The following is a 14,128-nucleotide window of genomic DNA, read 5'->3' as shown; positions in this document are numbered from 1 at the left end:
GGCGTATGACGAAGCTCGAGCAGGGGCGAAGCGGTGAGTAGCCACGCCCACGGGCACGACCACGGGCACTCGGGGCTCATCGACCACCGGGGCAAGCTGGCGGCGGTGCTGGCGATCACGCTCGCCGTGCTCGTGGTCGAGGTGGTCGGTGCCGTCATCTCCGGCAGCCTCGCACTGCTGGCCGACGCCGCACACATGCTGACCGACGTCGCCGGCCTGACCCTGGGGCTGGTGGCCGCCATCCTGACCCGGCGGCCGGCCACTCCGGAGCGCACCTGGGGCTATCGCCGCGCCGAGGTGCTCGGCGCCGCCGCCCAGGCCGGGGTGCTGCTCGCCGTCGGGCTCTACGTGATCGTCGAGGGGGTACGCCGGCTCTTCTCGCCTCCCGAGGTCACCTCGGACGCGATGCTCCTCTTCGGGACGATCGGCCTGGTCGGGAACCTGATCGGGATGGCGATCCTGGCCACCAGCCGGGGCGACAACCTCAACATGCGGGCTGCGTTCCTGGAGGTGGTCAACGACGCTCTCGGCTCGGTCGCGGTCCTGGTGGCCGCCGGAGTCATCGCCACCACCGGATGGTTGCGGGCCGACGCCGTCGCCTCGCTCGTCATCGGGGTGCTGATCATCCCCAGGACCCTGCGTCTGCTGCGCGAGACGGTCCACGTGCTGCTGGAGTCGACCCCGAAGGACCTCGACCTGACCCTGGTGCGCTCCCGGCTGTGCGCCATGCCGCATGTCCAGGGCGTGCACGACCTGCACGCCACCCAGGTCGCCACCGCGCTGCCGGTCTTCACCGCGCACGTCGTCGTCGACGACTCCTGCTTCCACGACGGCCACCTGGCAGGAATGCTCGACGAGATCCAGCGGTGCATGGCCGACGAGTTCGACGTCGCGCACTCGACGATCCAGTTCGAGGCCGTCTCGCACTCGGCGCACGAGCGCTCCATGCACGCCTGAGCCTCGGCACCCCTCGGAGTCCGACCCCGCGGAATCTCTGGGCCGTCGCACTGGTTCAGACGGACATGATCATCGGACTCATTGGCAGTGGAAACATCGGCAGCACCGTGGCCCGACTCTCGGTAGGCGCAGGCCATGACGTCGTGCTCAGCAACAGGCGCGGCCCTGAGACCCTGTCCGAGCTGGTGTCCGAGCTTGGCCCGAGAGCCAGGGCGAGCACGCCGACCGAGGCTGCCGAGGCAGGTGACCTCGTCGTCGCCACCGTGCCCCTCAACGCCTATCGCGACGTGCCGGTCGCGCCGCTCCGCGGCAAGGTGGTCATCGACACCATCAACTACTACCCCGATCGCGACGGCCACATCGCTGAGCTCGATGACGAGTCGACGACGACCAGCGAGCTGCTGCAACTCCATCTGCCCGACTCCCATGTGGTGAAGGCCTTCAACAACATCTACGTGGACCATCTCGCTGTGCTGGGGCGTCCCACCGGCCACCCGGAACGCTCCGTGCTCCCCATCGCCGGGGACGACGAGGCGGCGAAGCGCTCGGTGGCACGATTCCTCGACTCGATCGGGTACGACGCCTTGGACGTCGGTCCGCTGGCGGAGGGGTGGCGGTTCCAGCGCGACACCCCGGCCTACGTGCAGCCGTACGCCGTGCCGGGTACTTCCTACCCCACCTGGTCGGCTCGCCCGGTGACCGCTGACCTGCTGCAGGAGAAGCTTCAGGAAGCCAAGCGCTACCGCGATATGTGACGCGCGTTACTGTGGCATCGGAGTCCTCGACTCCCGACTCTGCAGAATCTGGGCGGTTCCCGGTGTCGCATCGTCCCGGATTTGCCTACTGCGACACCAGTAGAGGACGAGTGATCCCGATGCAGTCGTGGCGATTCCACGGAACAGGGCAGCCTCTGACGCTCGAGGAGGTCGAGGCACCGCACGCCGGCCCCGGAGAAGTCGTCGTCGATGTCAGGGCGGCCGGCCTTTGTCACTCCGACGTCGGCGCACTGGACGACCCGGAATGGATGAAGTCGTTCCCACGCCTCCCGGCAACCCTGGGACACGAGAACGCCGGGGTGATCAGCGAGGTTGGACCCGGGATGGAGGACTGGAAAGTCGGCGATCGGGTCGGACTTGCGCCGTTGATGCCCGATGGCGACGCCATTGGGTACGGCGCGTGGGACGGCGGCTACGGCCCCAAGGTCCGGGCGACCGCGGCGAATCTCGTCAGGCTGCCTGATGAGCTCTCCTTCGAGCTGGGCGCGATGGCAACCGACGCCGGGCTCACGTCGTACCACGCCATGGTCGGCGTCGGCGGGTTGCAGGAGGGCATGCGGGTTGGCGTGATCGGCTTGGGTGGACTCGGCTACATCGGCGCCCGAGTCGCCGTGCTGAAGGGAGCCGAGGTGTACGCCGCCGAGGTGAACCCGTCCACCCGCGAGCAGGCGGACGAGCTGGGGTTGGCCGGCGTCGCTGAGTCGATCACCGAGTTCGCCGACAGGGACCTGCAGCTGATCGTGGACTATGCGGGGTTCGGCAGCACGACGGCACAGGCGGTCGAGACCCTGGCTGGTGCTGGAACGCTGGTTCAGGTGGGCCTCGGACGCTACGAAGCGACGGTGAACACGCAGGCACTCGTTCTCAAACAGCTCACGATCAAGGGATCGGTCTCGGGTACGCAGCAGGACCTGGGCGAGCTCTACGAGCTGATGCGCAGCGGTGAGCTCAACCCGCCGATCAATCGGATCACACCGCTGGAGATACCTGAGGGGCTGGCACGTCTCCGCGCGGGCGGAGTGGTCGGTCGGCTGATCGCCGTCTATGACCACTGAGTCCGCTCACACCCAGGTGAACTGGCACTAGCCTGAGCAGGTGAGCCGCATCTTCACCGTCAGCGTCGCGTCCGTCTATCCCCACTACGTCAACAAGGTGGAGAAGAAGGGCCGGACCAAGGCCGAGCTGGACCAGGTGATCGCGTGGCTCACTGGGTTCGACGCCACCGCCCTGGCTGACCACCTGGCCGCGGGGACGACGTTCGAGGAGTTCTTCGCCGCGGCCTCCGTCAACCCCGGCGTCTCCCTGATCACCGGCAGCGTCTGCGGGGTCAAGGTCCAGGAGGTGGAGGACCCGCTGATGCGCAACATCCGCTACCTCGACAAGCTGGTCGACGAGCTAGCCCAGGGCAAGGCGATGGAGAAGATCCTGCGCGCCTGACCCGCCTGACCAGGAGGCGCTCAGTCGCCGCCGGGGCCGGACTCCTCGACATCGGCCGCCACGCTTTCTGCGCGCCGACGCCTCAGGACGCTCCGCTCGCCCTCGTTGGCAGTGAGCGAGATCGCCGCGGAGAACGCCTCGGCAGCCTCTCGGTGCCGGCCGGCGCGGGCCAGCAGGTCGCCCCGCACGCTGGGCAGCAGGTGGGACCCGGCGAGCGCTTCGGGAGCGATCGCGTCCAGCACGGCCAGGCCGGCGTCCGGGCCGTGGGCGCGGCCGTGGGCCACCGCCCGGTTGACCTCCACGACGGGTCCGGGCGCGGCTGCCGACAGGGCGTCATACCAGCGGGCGATCCGCGACCAGTCAGTCTCCTCGGCGGTGCGCGCCCGGGCGTGGCAGGCGGCGATGTGGGCCTGCGCGGTGATCGGACCGATCGGCTCCTCGCGCTCCCGGGCGACGGCGGTGGCGCGGTCCAGGGCAGCCAGCCCGCGGCGCAGCAGCAGCTGGTCCCAGCGGGCGCGGTCCTGCGCCTCCAGCAGCACCGGCGCTCCGGCGGCGTCGAGGCGAGCGGGGAGCCGCGAGGCCTGCAGCTCCAGCAACGCCTGCAGCCCGTGGGTGTCGGGGTGCCGGGGCTCGAGGACGGCGAGCATCCGGGCCAGCCGGATCCCCTCGTGGCACAGGTCGTGTCGCGCCCAGTCCTCGCCGCTGGTGGCGGTGTAGCCCTCGTTGAAGATCAGGTAGACCACCGACATCACGTCGTCCAGCCGCGCGGTCCGCTCCTGGCCGACGGGCACCTCGAGGTCGACCCGGTGCTCGGCGAGCGTCTTCTTGGCCCGGGTGATCCGCTGCCCGACCGCAGACTCACGCGCGAGGAACGCCCGCGCGATCTCGGCCGTGGTGAGACCCGCGACCAGGCGCAGCGTGAGCGCGGCCCGGCTCTCCGGCGACAGCAGCGGGTGGCAGGTCAGCAGGATCAGCCGCAGCACGTCGTCCTCGACGTGGTCGAGCGTGGCATCGAGGTCGGGCACCTGAGCCTCCTCGCCGGTGGGAAGGGCGCGGGCGAGCTCGGCCGTCCGGTCGCGCAGCGTCGCGTTGCGGCGGAAGGTGTCGATCGCCCGCCGCTTGGCCACCTGCATCAGCCAGGCGCCGGGGTTGGCCGGGATGCCGTCAGCCGGCCACTGCTCCAGGGCCGCCACCAGCGCGTCCTGGGCCAGGTCCTCGGCCAGGTCCAGGTCACGGGTCAGGCGCAGCAGCGCCGCGACCAGCCGGGTGGACTCCCGCCGCCAGACGGCGGTGACCTGGGCCTGGACCTCCGCCCGGACCTCGCGGGGCGCGTCGCTCGCCATGGTCCGAGCCTAGGGGGCTGCGCGCCCCGACGTCAGGCCTGCGGCGGCGGCCCGTCCCAGATGCGGCGCACGATCACCGAGCCCTCCCAGCCGGGCCAGTGCTGGTGGTGCAGCTCGACCAGGCGGCGGGCCTCCTCGACCGCCTCCTCGTGGGAGCGGAACTCCAGCACCGAGTAGCCGCCGACCACCTCCTTCGCCTCGGCGTAGGGCCCGTCCACCGTGGTCACCTGCCCCTGAGACAGCCGCACCTCGGTGCACTGCGCGCCGCCGTCGAGGCCCCCGCCGTCGAGGAAGACCCCGGCCTCGATCGCCTGGTGGATGTGCTCGTCCATCGCCTTCATCAGGGCCTCGGGCGGGTCGTCCCGGGTCGGGTCCATCTGTACGAATCCCATGTAGCGCATGTCCTGTACTCCCTGCTCCCTTGTGCTGTGCTCGCGCACCTTGTCTGCAGTACGTCGCACGGTGGCACCCGGATCCGACATCGGTCCAGCAAGTAGTTTTCTCCCGTGACCAGCACCGCGCATCCGATGACCAGGCTGGTCCGGCCCTCCGCCGACCTGTACCAGGCGTGGCTGGCCTGCGTCCGCGACTTCGCCGAGGGCTCCCGCGACGGGTCGGGCGACTGGGCGGTCTCCGGGCTCGGTCCGGACCGGGACTCCTTCGAGGCCCTGCTGGCCCGCGTCGCCTACGAGTCCGACCCGGCCAGCAGGCTGCCGGACGGGCTCGTGCCCAGTGACTACTACTGGGTGATGGACGGCGAGGAGATGATCGGCTTCGTCGCCGTGCGGCACTCGATCGACACCGACTTCCTGCGCCGCGCCGGGGGTCACATCGGCTACAGCATCCGGCCGTCGTACCGCCACAGGGGGCATGCCACCCGGGCGCTGGGCCTGGCGCTGGACCGGGCCCGGGAGCTGGGGCTGGATCGGGTGCTGCTCACCTGCGACGAACCCAACGTCGGCTCCGCGCGGACCATCGAGAAGAACGGCGGCGTCCTGGAGGACGTGCTGGAGGGCAAGCGGCGCTACTGGATCAGGCTCCGTCCGCGGCGCCCCGACGTCACCGATGTCGAGCTGGTCGGCGGGGTCGAGAAGCGGGAGATCGTCGTGGCGCCGTACGACGACTCCTGGCCGGTGACCTTCGGCGAGCACGAGGCCCGGATCCGAGAGGCCGTCGGTGCCGCGGCCGTGCAGGTCGAGCACATCGGCTCCACCTCGGTGCCGGGGCTGGCCGCCAAGCCGATCATCGACATCCTGCTGGTGGTGCCCGACATCACCGCCGAGGAGGACTACCTCGACCAGCTGCTCGCCGCCGGCTACCAGCTGCGGGCCCGGGAGCCGGGGCACCGGCTGGTGCGTCCCCCCACCCGGGACGTCCACGTGCACGTCCTGGAGGTCGGCCACGGCGGCATCGAGGACTACCTCGTGCTGCGCGAGCGGCTGCGCAGCGACGAGGCCGACCGGGCCCTGTACGAGCGGACGAAGCGCGCGCTGGCGGCTCGGGACTGGCCGGACACGAACGCCTACGCCGACGCCAAGACCGAGGTGATCACCGGGATCCTCGCCCGGGGACGGTCGAGGGCACGCTGACCGGACTCCTGATGGTCCGAGCGCGGCACGGGAGGGTCACACTGTCCCGGTGCCACGGATCTCGCTCTCCCGCCTGCCGGGCGAGCGGGTGCTGGTCGTCGAGGGCGACGCGGCCCACGAGATCGCCGCGGCCGAGCTCCCGACGTACGTCGCGGGCCGGGAGGCCGAGGCCCCGCGCTGGGTGTGGGACGACACCGCCCGCTGGTATCCCCCGCTGCTGGCGGCCGGGGTGCGGATCGAGCGCTGCCACGACCTGCGGCTGGGCCACCACCTGCTGCGGCGAGCCCCCGCGGCGGACGCCTCGCTGCTGGCCGGTGAGCAGTCGGCACACTGGGACGTCCTGGGGCCGAGCACTCCCTCGGACCCGGCGCTGTTCTCCATCGACGACACCGCCGAGCACCTGCGCGCCGACCTCGAGGACGCCCGACAGCTGGCCACCGTCGCGGCGTCGCCGGAGTCGGGGCGGCTCGGCCTGCTGCTTGCGGCGGAGTCCTCCGGGGCGCTGGTCGCCGCCGAGATGACGCACGCCGGCGTGCCGTGGCGGGTCGACGTGCACGAGCGGCTGCTCACCGACCTGCTCGGCCCACGGCCGCCGCGCGGGGCCCGACCGCAGCTGCTGGAGGAGCTGGTCGCCGAGGTACGCCGCTCCTTCGCCGCCCCGGGCCTCAACCCCGACTCGCGGCCCGAGCTGCTGGCGGCGCTGCGCCGGGCCGGGCTGGAGGTCACCGACACCCGCGCCCACTCGCTGCGCCGCCTGGACCATCCGGGCATCGAGCCGCTGCTGCGCTACAAGCGGCTGGCGCACCTCTTCTCGACCAACGGCTGGGCGTGGATCGACCAGTGGGTCAGCGGCGGCCGGTTCCGGCCGTCGTACCAGCCGGCGGGCTCCTCGACCGGACGGTGGTCCTCGAACGGCGGCGGCGCACTGTCGTTCCCGGTGCAGGTGCGTCCGGCGGCGGTCGCCGACGAGGGCTGGGTCTTCGTGGTCGCCGACGTCGCCCAGCTCGAGCCGCGGGTGCTGGCCGGGATGAGCGGCGACCGGGCGCTGGCCCGGTCCGCCCGCGGCACCGACCTCTACCAGGGGATGGTCGCGGACGGCGCGGTCGCGACCCGGCAGGAGGCCAAGCTGGGTCTGCTGGGGGCGATGTACGGCGCGACCAGTGGCGAGAGCGGGCGCATGGTGGCCGGGCTCACCAGGCGCTATCCGGCCGCGTTCGGCCTGGTCGAGGAGGCGGCGCGAGCCGGAGAGCGCGGCCTGGGGGTGCGCACCCTGCTCGGCCGGGGGTCGCCCCGGCTGGGCGAGGTCTGGGACCGGGACCCTGACGACCCGCCGACCGATCCCGACAGCCAGGCCCGCTTCCGGCGGGCCTACGGCCGGTTCACCCGCAACTTCGTGGTCCAGGGAACCGGCGCGGAGTGGGCGCTGTGCTGGATCGCGGACCTGCGCAACCGGCTCTGGCGGCTCGGTAGGACGGGGCCGCTCGACGCGCGGCCGCACATGGTCTTCTTCCTGCACGACGAGGTGGTCGTGCACGCGCCGGCCGCGCTCGCCGACGAGGTCGCCGAGCAGGCCACCACCGCGGCCGCGACGGCGTCCAGTCTGCTGTTCCGGTCGCTGCCGATCGACTTCCCGCTCAACGTCTCGGTCGTGCGGTCCTACGCCGACGCGGGCAAGCCGGGCGGCCCGGACGCGGAGCCGTCGCTCAACGCTCCCGACGAGGGTCGTCCCGACGGTCAGGAGTAGTCCGCTCGCGCAGCCAGCTGGTGCTGCCGGGCGCCATGCCCCGCGACTTGGGCGTGCGGTCGACCGGGACCACGATCAGCGATCCTTCGTCCGAGAGCGCCCACTTCAGGGCGTGGTAGACCACCGACAGCGTCTCGGTGCTCTCCAGGGCCAGCAGCCCCGGAGCGATCTGCCTTGCCTCGTGCCACGGTCCGTCGAGGTCCGCGGGCGGCTCGGAGGTCCAGGCGAGGTAGACGGTCACCGGACCATCCTGCACCGCGGCGATGATCCGGGTCATGATGTCGGCTGCTGAACCGTTTCCGCCACTCGGGGGCCATCGACCGCGCATACTGCGGGAAGCGCCCCTACGCGCCGCAAGCCGTCCCGCCACTCCGCAAGGGCCCACATGATCTCCCTCACCTACATCAGCACGGCCACCTCGAGCTACGGCGAGTCCGAGCTGACAGACCTGCTCCTGACCACGCGCGAGAAGAACCAGGCCACCAACCTGACCGGCGTGCTGCTGTACGCCGACGGCCACTTCATCCAGACCCTGGAGGGTCCCGAGGATGCGGTGGAGGAGACGTACGGGCGCATCCAGCGGGACCGACGTCACCGCAACCTGGACGTCGCGCTGCGTGACGGGATCGAGGAGCGCACCTTCCCCGACTGGTCCATGGGCTTCAAGTCGATCAGCCCCGAGCAGGCCGCCGAGCTGCCCGGGTTCAACGACTACCTCGCGGGCCGCACCATCAGCCCCGAGAGCCGGGTGGAGCTCGGTCGCGCGGGGATCTTCCACCGGGTGTTCCGCCGCACCATGGGCTGAGCTCGCCCGCGGCTGCCGAGCAAGGAGGCGGAGACGTGACCCTGCGACTGATCGGCGCCGGCCTGCCCCGCACCGGGACGACCTCCCTGCGCCGGGCGCTGGGACAGCTGCTGGACGCGCCGGTCTACCACATGAGCGAGGCCCTGGCGCACCCCGAGCACGCCCCCACCTGGGTGGCGGCGATCCACGGTGAGCCCCCGGTGTGGGAGGAGTTCCTGGCCGGGTACGCCGCCGGGGTCGACACCCCGTTCTCGACCTGCTGGCGGGACCTGGCCGCGGCCTATCCCCAGGCACCGGTGCTGCTGTCGCGTCGGGAGAGTGCCGAGGTGTGGCACCGGAGCATGGAGCCCACCGTCCTGGCCCGTACCCGCGACACCCTGGCCGGCGGGAACCCCGCCGACCCCTTGGTGGCGCTGTTCGGCTCCATCTTCACCGGTGTCCTGGGCGACCTGGACGATCCCGCCGAGGTGATGGCGGGCTACGAGCGGCACCTGGCGCGGGTGCGCGCGGAGATCGCACCCGAGCGGCTCGTCGAGTGGCAGCCGGGCGACGGGTGGGAGCCGCTCTGCCGGGCGCTCGACGTACCGGTGCCGGACGAGCCGTTCCCCCACGAGAACAGCACCGCCGACTACCTGCTGCGTGCCGAAGCGCGCCGAAGCGCCGCAGAGGCCCGCCGCGAGTAGGGACCTTCGACCCGGCCGGCCCTCCTCCGGTCGACCTAGGCTGGCGGCGTGAGACACGCCGCCACGCAGCCCTTCGCCCCGGAGCCGGTCACCTCGGACGCCCCCGACCTACCCGGCCCGGTGATGCTCAACCAGAGCTGGCTGGATCTCACCTTCCTGCACTGGGCGGTCGACCCGCAGGAGGTCGCCCACCGGATGCCGCCCGGCGTACGTCCCGACACCCTCGACGGGGTCACCTACGTCGGGTTGATCCCGTTCCGGACCGTCGGATCCGGCCTCTCCCGCGGCCCGGCGGTCCCGTGGTTCGGCTCCTTCCTGGAGACCAACGTGCGGCTCTACTCGGTCGACGAGACCGGGCGCCGCGGCATCGTGTTCCTCAGTCTGGACGCCGACCGGGCGGCAGTGGTCGCCGGCGCCCGCACGGCGTTCGGCCTGCCGTACCGCCTGGCGCGGATGCGCTACCAGGCGAGCGGCGACGTGCACACCTACGACGCGCGCCTGCGGCGACCGGGCGCCCGCACCGAGAGCCGCATCCTGGTCCGAGCCGGAGCCAGGCGCGAGCCCACGGAGCTTGACCTCTTCCTGAGCGCCCGCTGGGGACTGCACGTGCGCCACTGGGGCCGCACCCTCTACATCCCCAACCGTCACGAGCCGTGGCCGGTGCACGACGCCGAGGTGCTCACCCTCGACGACGACCTGCTGGCGTCGGTGGGACTGCCCGACCTGGCCGCCCGTCGGCCCGACCACGTGGCGTTCAGCCCCGGCGTGCACACCGAGTTCGGGTTCCCCGGGCACGCCGCGAGCCCCCAACCCCGCGGCCGTTAAGCCGCCGGACGCGCCCTGACCTCACCCCAGCGACTGGCGCGGCTGGACCCTCCTCATCGCCGGGACCGCCGCCCTGGTCCTGCCGGGGCCGGGAACGCTCATGGTCTTCGCCGGCATCGCCCTGCTCTCGGGGCGCTGTGGATCCTCGACCCGGCGCCGGCTGACTGGTGGCGACTGCCGGTGGCCTGGTGGCTGCCGGGCGGTCTGGTCACCGGACTCACCCAGGTCCTGTCCGGGGCGGTCTCCCTCGCGCTGCTTACCTGGAGCCACCGCACGTTCGGCGGCCCCACCCGTGCCCGCGAGCCGGATCAATGAGATGGAGTGGCCGCTCCACATCGACGGGTAGAGTCCCGGCACGACAGTGGAGCCCCGCGGCCTGAGAGCCGACGCCGAACGCAACCGCGAGCGGATCCTTGAGGCCGCGCGCGAGGTGTTCGCCGAGCAAGGACTACAGGCCTCCACCAACGAGGTCGCTCGTCGCGCGGGGGTAGGCGTGGCAACGCTCTTCCGCCGCTTTCCGTCCCGCGACGACCTGGTCGGCGCCGTCTTCGCGGACAAGATGCGCGCCTACGTGGACGCGGTCGACACCGCCCTCGCGGAGGTCGACGCCTGGCAGGGCTTCTGCGGCTACATCGAGCGCATGTGTGAGATGCAGGCCGAGGACCGCGGCTTCGCCGACGTCCTGATCCTCACCTTCCCCACGGCCAAGGCGCTCGAGGCCGACCGCAACAGGGCCTTCGACGGACTCGGCGAGCTGATAGCCCGGGCCAAGGCCACCGGACGACTGCGAGAGGACTTCGTCCACCAGGACGTCCCGCTCATCCTGATGGCGAACGCCGGGGTCGTCACTGCCACCCGAAACGCTGCACCCGACGCCTGGAGGAGGATCGTCGGCTACCTAGTCCAGTCCTTCGCCGCCGAGGCCGCTCGTCCCCTACCTCCGCCGCCGGCCCGGACACAGGTGATCCGGGCGCTCATGGGGGAGACCCGTCACAGGTTGATGGTGATCTCCGCGTCCTCGCGAAGCTCCTCGACCAGGGTCTGGGCCGCCTTGCCCTCCCTCTCGGTCTCGGCCTGCTCCACGAGCTGCGGCTTGACCTCGGCGAAGGACGGGATGGGCTGGTCCTGGGCGCCACTGCCCGCCTTCTTCTGCTGCAGCACCGCGGCGGCGTAGATCTTCCGCAGCTCGCGCTCGGTGGGCTTGACGGAGCCCACCTCGTCCTCGACCAGTCGCTCCACGACGACCTGGGTCTCGACCTGGCTGCGCGCGAGCTCTTCCGAGGTGCCCTGCTTCTCCAGTGCCTCGAACAGCTCGTCGACCGAACCCATCTGGTTCTGCTCGGCCAGGTCGGTCAGCGTCTCCTCGACATCCTCCTCGGAGGCCGAGATGCCGCGGTCGTCGGCCTCCTGCCGCAGGAGCTCGGTGCCCACCAGCCCCTCCGCGGTCTGCTTCTTGATCGCGTCCTCGTCCGGCTCCTCGCCGCTCATCTGGGCCTGCATCGAGGCCTGCCGGAACTGCACCTCGTAGATCGGGACGAACTCGTCCTTGGTCAGCTCCTCGCCGTTGACCTCGGCCACCACGTCCGGGATGCCCTCGAGGTCGGGGCCCGGCGGCTGCTGGGCGTCCCCCGACTCGGCTTGCGCGCTCGACTCCTCGGAGGAGGTCTTGGAGTCGGAATCCTGGTCGTTGCCACCGCAGGCCGTCAGGGCAAGCAGGGCTGCTGCGAGTGAGGCACCGAGGGCGGTCTTGGTTCGTGTCGAGTAATTCATCCCTGACGACGGTACCGATGGAGCCTGAGACGACTGCTTTTCAGCTCGGCGCACCGATCACGCGTCTCGCCGTCAGTGGGGAGCGGTGATCAGCAGGATCAACAGCACGAGCGATACCGGTGGCCAACCAGGCGGCTCCGGCCTGAGTGATCGCGGCTCGCGGCCCCCGCGCGCGGACGGCGTGCCGGTGTTGGCAGCTCAGGCTCGCGGCGCCGCCAGCGCGGTCTCGATGTCGGCGGCGATGTCCGCCGGCTTCACGGTCGGCGCGTAGCGCTTGATGACCTGACCGTCGCGGCCGACCAGGAACTTGGTGAAGTTCCACTTGATCCGGTTGCCCAGGACGCCGCCCTTCTCGTGGCGCAGCCACTCGAAGAGCGGGTGGGCCGCCTTGCCGTTGACCTCGACCTTGGCGAACATCGGGAAGGTGACGCCGAAGCTGCCGGTGCAGAAGGCGGCGATCTCCTCCTCCTGGCCGGGCTCCTGACCACCGAACTGGTCGCACGGGAAGCCCAGCACGTGGAAGCCGGAGTCGGCGTACTTGGTCTCCAGCTCCTGCAGTCCTTCGTACTGCGGGGTGAAACCGCACTGCGAGGCGGTGTTGACCACCAGCAGCACGTCCCCGTCGTACGTCGCCAAGGGGGTGGGGTCGCCGGTGATCGCGGGCGCCTCGAACTCGAAGATGGAGGTCATGACGCCGAGTCTTCCGTAGCGCTGGTGACCCGGGCCACGATTCGGTCGAATCGCGCGCCCATCTCGGCGGCCAGCGCCTGGGCCCCGGACAGCGGCCGGACCATCACCATGAAGTCGTCGATCAACCCGTCCTCATCGAGGTGGATGAAGTCGCAGCCGGTCAGCGCCCGGTCGCCGACGTTCGCCTCGAAGACCAGCGCGTGGTCGCGCCCGCCCTCCTCGCCGATCTCGGTGACGTAGCGGAAGTCGGAGAAGACCTCGATCACCTCGGCCAGGATCGAGGCGGTGATCGCCTTGCCCGGATAGGGCTTGTGGGCCACCGGACTGCGGAAGACCACGTCGGGTGCCAGCAGAGCCGTCATCGCCTCGATGTCGCGGGCCTCGACGGCCGCCTTGAACGCCTTCATGCGCTGACTCTCCCACGCCTACCCACCGTGGAGGTACGTGAAAGCACCATCCTCGAGCATGGAACGGTGCTCTCGGATCCCGCCACGGGCAGCTACCGCGCCGTGCCGGAGCGATCCGTGCTCAGGTGCTCGGCGTAGGCGATGACGTTCGCCTGGTAGCCGCCCCTGGCCGCGTCGTACTCGCCGCCACACGTCACCAGGCTGAGGGTGGGCCGGTCCGGGGTCCCGGCATAGACCCGCTGCGCGGGGAAGTCGTCGTTCCGGACCGTCTCGAGGCGGCTCACGGCGAACGTCTCGACGGCACCGTCGGCGAGGACCACCCGGACGTGTGCGCCGGGAACCAGCTCGCGTAGGCGGTGGAAGACCGCCGGTCCCCGGGTCGAGTCCACGTGCCCCAGGATCACCGCCGACCCGGGCTGGCCCGGGCTGGTCCCGAGCTCGTACCAACCAGCCTGGTCGGCGTCGCGTGGCACCTCGACGGTGCGGTCCTGCTCCATCCCGAGGCCGACCAGGTCGGAGGAGGCGCCGATCGACGGGATCGTGATGGAGACGGGGACGCTCGGCGACGACACCGCGGTCGGCGAGGCGTCGGACCTCGCGCTCACGGGTGCCCTGTCCGCAGGCGCCGCGGGAGGCCGGGCCTCGGGGCCGCGGGCGAGCAGTCCACCGACGACCAGCGCCGAGGCCAGCACGGCGAGGGAGATCGTCAGCACGCACCGGCGCCGCGGGAGCTTCCGGCTACCGGTGGACGTGCTCCCTGAGCGGCTCACGCCGCGCCCGGTCAACGGCGGCGGGAGGAACGGCCCCCCAAGGCAGGGACGGCGAGGGCGCCCACCGCGGCGAGCCCGGCGAGGAGGAACAGGAGGCTCGCTCCCGTGGCGCTCTGCTGCTCAGCGCCCCCGAGGCCCGTCGGCGGGTGGCCCACCGGGACCGGGGGTCCGCCGGTCGGGACGGTGGGGGTGCCGACCGGGACCGACGGGATCGGGGTGTCGCTCCCGGTCGGGACGGTCGGGGTGGCAGTCGGTGTCCCGGTGCCGGTCGGGGAGGCGCTCGGTGTCGGGCCGCCGGTCGGGGAGGCGCTCGGTGTCGGGCCGCCGGTCGG

16 protein-coding genes and 2 pseudogenes are annotated in these 14,128 nt (G+C 71.7%); 10 read left to right on the top strand and 8 right to left on the bottom strand.

From position 1 onward, the window contains the following. The first annotated feature begins 33 nt into the window (after window positions 1–33). The 4 genes from C5H89_RS00870 (at window position 34) to C5H89_RS00855 (ending at window position 3,170) form a co-directional block, all read left to right on the top strand. Complete coding sequence (locus C5H89_RS00870; protein WP_205304792.1) at window positions 34–957, top strand: cation diffusion facilitator family transporter; 924 nt, start codon at window positions 34–36, stop codon at window positions 955–957. A gap of 65 nt (window positions 958–1,022) precedes the next feature. Further along, window positions 1,023–1,712, top strand: coding sequence for an NADPH-dependent F420 reductase (locus C5H89_RS00865; protein WP_104105224.1), 690 nt, complete (start codon window positions 1,023–1,025; stop codon window positions 1,710–1,712). A gap of 119 nt (window positions 1,713–1,831) precedes the next feature. Continuing rightward, a complete protein-coding gene (locus C5H89_RS00860; protein WP_104105263.1) occupies window positions 1,832–2,788 on the top strand; it encodes a zinc-binding dehydrogenase in 957 nt (318 codons plus the stop codon). 40 nt (window positions 2,789–2,828) lie between these two features. After that, window positions 2,829–3,170 carry a DUF2200 domain-containing protein gene (locus C5H89_RS00855; RefSeq protein WP_104105223.1) on the top strand — a complete coding sequence of 114 codons (342 nt, stop codon included), beginning with the start codon at window positions 2,829–2,831 and terminating at the stop codon, window positions 3,168–3,170. A 20-nt stretch (window positions 3,171–3,190) separates the two neighbouring features. On the opposite strand, the gene C5H89_RS00850 is transcribed toward C5H89_RS00855, so the two are convergent. Together C5H89_RS00850 and C5H89_RS00845 are read right to left on the bottom strand one after the other, a co-directional pair. Continuing rightward, the gene (locus tag C5H89_RS00850; protein ID WP_104105222.1) at window positions 3,191–4,513 is read right to left on the bottom strand and encodes a sigma-70 family RNA polymerase sigma factor; all 1,323 of its coding nucleotides are present in this window, start codon (window positions 4,511–4,513) and stop codon (window positions 3,191–3,193) included. Window positions 4,514–4,545: 32 nt separating this feature from the next. Further along, on the bottom strand, window positions 4,546–4,905 hold the full coding sequence (locus C5H89_RS00845; RefSeq protein WP_205304790.1) for a YciI family protein: 360 nt from the start codon (window positions 4,903–4,905) through the stop codon (window positions 4,546–4,548). 114 nt (window positions 4,906–5,019) lie between these two features. On the opposite strand from C5H89_RS00845, the gene C5H89_RS19045 reads away from it, so the two are divergent. Next, window positions 5,020–6,102, top strand: a complete 1,083-nt coding sequence (locus tag C5H89_RS19045; protein WP_205304789.1) for a GNAT family N-acetyltransferase — start codon at window positions 5,020–5,022, stop codon at window positions 6,100–6,102. Window positions 6,103–6,151: 49 nt separating this feature from the next. After that, window positions 6,152–7,846 (top strand): bifunctional 3'-5' exonuclease/DNA polymerase, encoded by a 1,695-nt coding sequence (locus tag C5H89_RS00835; protein WP_104105220.1) that lies wholly within the window; start codon window positions 6,152–6,154, stop codon window positions 7,844–7,846. Here the strand turns inward: C5H89_RS00835 and C5H89_RS00830 are convergent. After that, window positions 7,806–8,123, bottom strand: a complete 318-nt coding sequence (locus tag C5H89_RS00830) for a hypothetical protein (RefSeq protein WP_104105219.1) — start codon at window positions 8,121–8,123, stop codon at window positions 7,806–7,808. The two genes, C5H89_RS00835 and C5H89_RS00830, sit on opposite strands and share 41 nt — an antisense overlap. A gap of 108 nt (window positions 8,124–8,231) precedes the next feature. Here C5H89_RS00830 and C5H89_RS00825 point away from each other — a divergent pair, with 108 nt between their 5' ends. From C5H89_RS00825 to C5H89_RS19540, 4 genes and pseudogenes are all read left to right on the top strand, one after another. Next, window positions 8,232–8,651: a BLUF domain-containing protein gene (locus C5H89_RS00825; protein WP_104105218.1), complete on the top strand. Its 420-nt coding sequence runs from the start codon at window positions 8,232–8,234 to the stop codon at window positions 8,649–8,651. Between the two features lie 35 nt (window positions 8,652–8,686). Continuing rightward, window positions 8,687–9,334 (top strand): sulfotransferase family protein, encoded by a 648-nt coding sequence (locus C5H89_RS00820; RefSeq protein ID WP_104105217.1) that lies wholly within the window; start codon window positions 8,687–8,689, stop codon window positions 9,332–9,334. 48 nt (window positions 9,335–9,382) lie between these two features. Then, window positions 9,383–10,159, top strand: coding sequence for a DUF2071 domain-containing protein (locus C5H89_RS00815; protein ID WP_240181627.1), 777 nt, complete (start codon window positions 9,383–9,385; stop codon window positions 10,157–10,159). Window positions 10,160–10,520: 361 nt separating this feature from the next. Continuing rightward, a pseudogene (locus C5H89_RS19540) lies at window positions 10,521–10,991 on the top strand (helix-turn-helix domain-containing protein); the annotation flags it as partial. A gap of 158 nt (window positions 10,992–11,149) precedes the next feature. Here the strand turns inward: C5H89_RS19540 and C5H89_RS19240 are convergent. From C5H89_RS19240 to C5H89_RS19040, 5 genes and pseudogenes are all read right to left on the bottom strand, one after another. Continuing rightward, window positions 11,150–11,929, bottom strand: coding sequence for a SurA N-terminal domain-containing protein (locus C5H89_RS19240; protein WP_104105216.1), 780 nt, complete (start codon window positions 11,927–11,929; stop codon window positions 11,150–11,152). A gap of 198 nt (window positions 11,930–12,127) precedes the next feature. Beyond that, window positions 12,128–12,619 carry a glutathione peroxidase gene (locus tag C5H89_RS00795; RefSeq protein ID WP_104105215.1) on the bottom strand — a complete coding sequence of 164 codons (492 nt, stop codon included), beginning with the start codon at window positions 12,617–12,619 and terminating at the stop codon, window positions 12,128–12,130. Continuing rightward, window positions 12,616–13,026: a nuclear transport factor 2 family protein gene (locus tag C5H89_RS00790; RefSeq protein ID WP_104105214.1), complete on the bottom strand. Its 411-nt coding sequence runs from the start codon at window positions 13,024–13,026 to the stop codon at window positions 12,616–12,618. The genes C5H89_RS00795 and C5H89_RS00790 overlap by 4 nt, the downstream gene beginning before the upstream one ends. A 92-nt stretch (window positions 13,027–13,118) precedes the next feature. Beyond that, the gene (locus C5H89_RS00785; protein WP_162799133.1) at window positions 13,119–13,739 is read right to left on the bottom strand and encodes a class F sortase; all 621 of its coding nucleotides are present in this window, start codon (window positions 13,737–13,739) and stop codon (window positions 13,119–13,121) included. 68 nt (window positions 13,740–13,807) lie between these two features. Next, window positions 13,808–14,128 (bottom strand): annotated as a pseudogene (locus C5H89_RS19040) (adhesin); the annotation flags it as partial.

This window comes from Nocardioides sp. 616 (assembly GCF_002930065.1).
In the GTDB taxonomy this organism is placed as follows: domain Bacteria; phylum Actinomycetota; class Actinomycetes; order Propionibacteriales; family Nocardioidaceae; genus Nocardioides; species Nocardioides houyundeii.
This window is presented reverse-complemented; position numbering and strand designations above follow the sequence as displayed.